Source organism: Mycobacterium sp. E3247, from assembly GCF_001667785.1.
Lineage (GTDB): Bacteria > Actinomycetota > Actinomycetes > Mycobacteriales > Mycobacteriaceae > Mycobacterium.
In genome coordinates this window covers 1-5,316 of record NZ_LZJG01000231.1, presented here as the reverse complement: position 1 = coordinate 5,316, position 5,316 = coordinate 1, and the positions used below count along the sequence as shown (strand labels likewise).

The 5,316-nt window shown below is 69.3% G+C and carries 7 protein-coding genes; 5 read left to right on the top strand and 2 right to left on the bottom strand.

Features of this window, described 5'->3' with window-relative positions; translation table 11 throughout:
* From A9X04_RS12415 to A9X04_RS12405, 3 genes are all read left to right on the top strand, one after another.
* Positions 1 to 249 (top strand): cytidine deaminase (locus A9X04_RS12415; protein WP_082974969.1); only part of this gene is annotated, 249 nt, incomplete at its 5' end.
* Positions 246 to 1,532, top strand: coding sequence for a thymidine phosphorylase (locus A9X04_RS12410; RefSeq protein ID WP_067920717.1), 1,287 nt, complete (start codon positions 246 to 248; stop codon positions 1,530 to 1,532). The genes A9X04_RS12415 and A9X04_RS12410, both read left to right, overlap by 4 nt.
* Positions 1,529 to 2,620, top strand: coding sequence for an adenosine deaminase (locus tag A9X04_RS12405; protein WP_067920715.1), 1,092 nt, complete (start codon positions 1,529 to 1,531; stop codon positions 2,618 to 2,620). Before A9X04_RS12410 ends, A9X04_RS12405 begins: the two co-directional genes overlap by 4 nt.
* A 42-nt stretch (positions 2,621 to 2,662) precedes the next feature.
* Here the strand turns inward: A9X04_RS12405 and A9X04_RS12400 are convergent, their stop codons facing one another.
* Together A9X04_RS12400 and A9X04_RS12395 are read right to left on the bottom strand one after the other, a co-directional pair.
* Entirely contained in the window at positions 2,663 to 2,947 is a 285-nt protein-coding gene (locus tag A9X04_RS12400) for a GlsB/YeaQ/YmgE family stress response membrane protein (protein ID WP_067920713.1), read from the bottom strand.
* A 92-nt stretch (positions 2,948 to 3,039) separates the two neighbouring features.
* On the bottom strand, positions 3,040 to 3,711 hold the full coding sequence (locus A9X04_RS12395) for a GntR family transcriptional regulator (protein ID WP_067920711.1): 672 nt from the start codon (positions 3,709 to 3,711) through the stop codon (positions 3,040 to 3,042).
* Positions 3,712 to 3,853: 142 nt separating this feature from the next.
* Between A9X04_RS12395 and A9X04_RS12390 the strand changes: the two genes are divergently transcribed.
* Positions 3,854 to 4,888, top strand: a complete 1,035-nt coding sequence (locus A9X04_RS12390; protein ID WP_067920709.1) for a cupin — start codon at positions 3,854 to 3,856, stop codon at positions 4,886 to 4,888.
* 53 nt (positions 4,889 to 4,941) lie between these two features.
* A partial coding sequence (locus tag A9X04_RS12385; RefSeq protein WP_197509151.1) for a BatA domain-containing protein occupies positions 4,942 to 5,316 on the top strand: 375 nt, incomplete at its 3' end.

Here is a 5,316-nt window from a genome sequence, read left to right as displayed (position 1 = left end):
TATGGCCTTGGTCTCTGTGCCGAATGCGGTGTGGTGTGCGCCCTGCACACGGGCGGCGGCGGCCGGCTGATCGCGCTGGCCTGTGTCGACGGGCGGGGATCCCCGCTGATGCCGTGCGGGCGGTGCCGCCAGCTGCTGCTGGAGCACGGCGGCCCCGAGCTGCTGGTCGACCATCCGGACGGTCCCCGCCGCCTCGGCGAGCTGCTGCCCGACGCGTTCACCGCCGACCTGCCGCGGGAACCCCGTTGACCGACTTGAACTTCGACGCCCCGACGGTGATCCGCACCAAGCGCGACGGCGGCCGGCTGTCCGACGCCGCCATCGAGTGGGTGGTCGACGCGTACACCCATGGCCGGGTCGCCGAGGAACAGATGTCGGCGCTGCTGATGGCGATCTTCCTGCGCGGTATGGACCACGGCGAGACCGCCAGCTGGACCGCGGCGATGCTGGCGTCCGGGGAACGGCTCGACTTCAGCGACCTGGGCACGCCCACCGTGGACAAGCACTCCACCGGGGGAGTGGGGGACAAGATCACCCTGCCGCTGGTTGCCGTGGTCGCGGCCTGCGGCGCGGCGGTGCCGCAGGCGTCGGGGCGAGGGCTCGGGCACACGGGCGGCACGCTGGACAAGCTCGAGTCCATCGCCGGGTTCACCGCCACGCTGTCCAACCGTCGGGTGCGCGACCAGCTCCGCGATGTCGGCGCGGCCATCTTCGCCGCCGGGGAATTGGCGCCGGCCGACGCCAAGCTGTACGCGCTGCGCGACGTCACCGCCACGGTCGAGTCGCTGCCGCTGATCGCCAGCTCGGTGATGAGCAAGAAGCTGGCTGAGGGCGCCGGAGCGCTGGTGCTCGACGTGAAGGTCGGCTCCGGGGCGCTGCTGAGCTCCCCGCAGCGCTGCCGCGAGCTGGCCCACACCATGGTGGAACTGGGCGCCGCGCACGGCGTGCCCACCCGTGCGCTGCTGACCGACATGAACGCCCCCCTCGGCGCGACGGTCGGCAACGCCGTGGAGGTCGCCGAGTCGCTGGAGGTGCTGGCCGGCGGCGGCCCGCCCGACGTGGTGGCGCTGACGCTGCGGTTGGCCGCCGAGATGCTCGAGCTGGCCGGGCTCGACGCCCGCGACCCCGCCGACACGCTGCGCGACGGCACCGCGATGGACCGATTCCGCCGGCTGATCGCCGCCCAGGGCGGCGATTTGTCGGTTCCGTTGCCGATCGGTGCGCATTCCGACACCGTGACCGCCGCCCGGGGCGGCACAATGGGCGATATCGACGCGATGGCAGTGGGGCTGGCGGCATGGCGGCTCGGCGCGGGCAGGTCCCGTCCGGGCGAACGGGTGCAGGCCGGCGCCGGCGTCCGGATCCACCGCCGTCCCGGGGAGCCGGTTTCGGCCGGCGCGCCGCTGTTCACCCTCTACACCGACACTCCGGAACGCTTCGGCGCCGCGCTGGCCGAGCTGGAAGGCGGCTACAGCGTCGGCGACACACCGCCGGCCCCGCGGCCGCTGATCATCGATCGGATCGTCACGTGACCACGCCACTGGGCCTCGAGCAGATCAAGAAGGCGCCCAAGGCGCTGCTGCACGATCATCTCGACGGGGGGCTGCGCCCGTCGACCGTGGTGGAGATCGCCGAACAAACCGGCTACGACGGGTTGCCCACCACCGACGTCGACGAGCTGGCCACCTGGTTTCGCACGCAGTCGCACAGCGGCTCGCTGGAGCGCTACCTGGAGCCGTTCTCGCACACCGTGGCGGTGATGCAGACACCCGACGCGCTGCACCGCGTCGCCTACGAGTGCGTCGAGGACCTGGCCGCCGATTCGGTCGTCTACGCCGAGGTCCGGTTCGCGCCCGAGTTGCACATCGACCGGGGGCTGTCCTTCGACGCGATCGTCGACTCCGTGCTGGCCGGCTTCGCCGACGGCGAGAAGGCCTGCGCCGCCGCGGGCCGGCCGATCGTGGTGCGGCTGCTGGTCACCGCCATGCGCCACGCCGCCGTGTCCCGGGAGATCGCCGCGCTGGCTATCCGGTTCCGGGACAAGGGAGTTGTCGGTTTCGACATCGCCGGCGCCGAGGCGGGAAACCCGCCGACGCGGCACCTGGACGCCTTCGAGTACATGCGAGACCACAACGCGCGCTTCACCATTCACGCGGGCGAGGCGTTCGGCCTGCCCTCCATCCACGAGGCGATCGCGTTCTGCGGCGCCGACCGCCTGGGCCACGGGGTGCGCATCGTCGACGACATCGACGTCCTGGGTGGCGGCGAAGTGAGATTGGGAAGGCTGGCGGCCATCTTGCGGGACAAGCGAATTCCGCTCGAGCTGTGTCCCAGTTCCAACGTGCAGACCGGTGCGGTGAAAAGCATCGCCGACCATCCGTTCGACCTGCTGGCCCGCACGCGATTCCGGGTCACCGTCAACACGGACAACCGGCTGATGAGCGATACCTCGATGAGCCGCGAAATGCACCGGCTGGTACAGGCTTTCGGCTACGGGTGGAGCGACCTGGAGCGGTTCACCATCAACGCGATGAAGTCGGCATTCCTTCCGTTCGACGAGCGGTTGGCGATCATCGACGACGTCATCAAGCCGCGCTACGCCGTGTTGATCGCGGGCTGACGCCGCTCGCCCGAAAAGCGGACGAGCGGCGCAGCTTTCGGTTCAGCGGGTGAGCCGGGTGCCGGTGCGGCGACCCGTCAGCGCCTCGTAGAGGGCGATGAGGACGACGGCGGCGCCGACTCCGATGAAGAACGGAATCCACGCGATGCCACCGTTGGCGTTGTGGTATCCGAACTGGCTGGCGACCGCCGAACCGATCAGGCCGCCTACGGCGCCGATCACGACGGTCATGATCATGCCGACGTTCTGCTTGCCCGGCATCACCAGGCGGGCGACGACACCGATGATCGCCCCCACGATGATGGCGAGGATGATGGATCCGACCATTTCAGCTCCTGTCATAACGGCTCCCGGGGTGGGCGCCATCTCGACGAGGATTTCCCCGAAAAGACGGACTTCTAACACAATTGGGCCGGGGGTCAGAGCAGGTCGGCGGCGAGCCCGATGGCGCGCACCGTGCCGGCCAGGTGCGTCTGCACCGCGCGCAGCGCTCGGGGGGCGTCGCCGTCACGCAGCGCCTCGGCGATCTCGCGGTGCTCGTCCAGGATCGTCCTCACCCGGTCGGGGTCGCGCAGCGCCGACTCGCCGATCATCCGCATCTGCCGATCCCGCAGCGACGCGTAGAAACCCGCCAGGATGACGTTCCCCGACTCGGCCAGCGTCACGGCGTGGAAGGCGCGGTCGGCGTCGAGGAATTCGGGCCAATCGGTGCGGTCGACGGCGGCGCGCTGCCGCTCGAGCTCGGCCGACATCCGCTCGAAAACCGCGGCGCACACGGCCGGGCCGCGGCCCACCACCTTCGTCGCGGCGAACTGCTCGAGCACCAGTCGCGCCTCCATCACCGATCGGACCTCGTCGGGTGACACGGGGACAACCAGCGCGCCGCGTTGGGGGTACAGCCGCAGCAGGCCCTCGGCCTCCAGCCGCAGGAACGCCTCGCGCACCGGCGTGCGGGACATCCCCAGCGCCGTGGCGACGTCGCCCTCGCTGATCAGCTCCCCGCCGGGGAACGCGCCGGTCAGCACCCGCGTCTTGACGTAGTCCAGCGCGCGGTCCTTGGCCGTGCCCGGCCGCGGGTCGATCGTTGCCACTGCTACCTTCCCCGTAGCTAAGTCGTATCTCAGGCAGTCGACCGTACACCAAGCGATTCCGGTCGCAGCTGGTCTTGACGCTTAGATACAAGATAGATACATTACAGATGTAAGACGTACCCGAGCTTAAGGACCCTTCGCCATGTCCACTCTGGAAACGAACCAGTCGCTGGTCCCCAACCTGGATCCGACGATTCCCGCACCGATGATCAACGTCGCCGAGTACGGCTTCGAGGGCCGCTTCGAAGACTGGGCCGACGACGCGTGCTACTTCGAATACTCCAAAGCCGCCAATCCCATCGGGTCCGGGCTCGCGCCGCAGGTTCCGATTTCCCGCTTTGACCCGGAGATCTACGTCGATCAGCCGACCGGAATCTTCCCCCTCGACCTGTCGAAAGAACTTGGCATCAACACCGGTGCGGCGACCAGCCCCGCGCTGTTGGCCAACTTCGTGCGCATTCGCCGCGGCGAGCAGATCGACGCCAGCCCCAACGCCACCTCCCAGCTGTACTACGTCCTCTACGGGCGTGGCTTCGCGGCGGTCAACGGCCACCTCGTCGAGTTCGAGAAGGGCGACTTCCTGACGCTGCCCGCCGGCACCCACACCGTGTTCTACGCCGCCGCCGAAACGGCGATGTACTGGGTGCACGACGAGCCGCTGCTGCGTTACCTCGGGGCCGAAGCGACCCAGCCGCGCTTCCGTGCGACGAAGTTCTGCCGTGCGGATGCGGTGGCCAAGCTCGAAGAGATCGCGTCGCAGCCCGGCGCCAACGAGAAGAGCCGGGTCAGCGTCCTGCTCGCCAACGCCAACCAGGAGCAGACGCTGACCATCACCCACGTGCTGTGGGCGATGTTCGGCGTGCTTCCGGCCAATCAGGTGCAGCGCCCGCACCGGCATCAATCGGTCGCCCTCGACCTGATCCTCGACGCGCCGGAAAGCGGCTGCTACACCCTGCTGGGGACCCGCCTCGACGAGCACGGCGACATAGTCAACCCCATCCGGGTCGAGTGGCAGGCGGGCGGCGCCTTCACCACGCCGCCCGGAATGTGGCACGCCCACTACAACGAGACCGATCGGCCCGCCCACCTGATTCCCATTCAGGACGCCGGTTTGCAGACCCATCTGCGCAGCCTGGACATCAAGTTCACGCAGCGCCGCGACCTCGTCGTGGGGTGACCGCCCGGTAGGCGCGGTGCAGCGCCGACGTTCGGCGCATAGTGTGGCTGGACATGAAGTTGCCCCTGCTGGGCCCCGTGTCGGTCACCGGCTTCCAGAACGCGTGGTTCTTCCTGTTCCTGCTCGCCGTTCTGCTGGTCCTGGGCATCTACGTCGTGCTGCAGTTCGCCCGCCGCCGGCGCGTGCTGCGCTTTGCCAACATGGAGGTGCTGGAGCGGGTCGCGCCTGCGCACCCCAGCCGGTGGCGGCACGTGCCGACGATCCTGCTGGCGACCTCACTGGTACTGCTGACCGTCGCGATGGCCACACCCACCCACGACATGCGCATCCCGCGCAACCGCGCGGTGGTCGTGCTGGTCATCGACATGTCGCAGTCCATGCGGGCCACCGACGTCCCCCCCAACCGGCTCAAGGCCGCCGAGGAGGCG

Bases quoted from the DNA above. Each gene is read 5' to 3' on its own strand.
- A9X04_RS12400 (WP_067920713.1), bottom strand. From the start codon at position 2,947: ATGGTCGGATCCATCATCCTCGCCATCATCGTGGGGGCGATCATCGGT.
- A9X04_RS12390 (WP_067920709.1), top strand. From the start codon at position 3,854: ATGTCCACTCTGGAAACGAACCAGTCGCTGGTCCCCAACCTGGATCCG.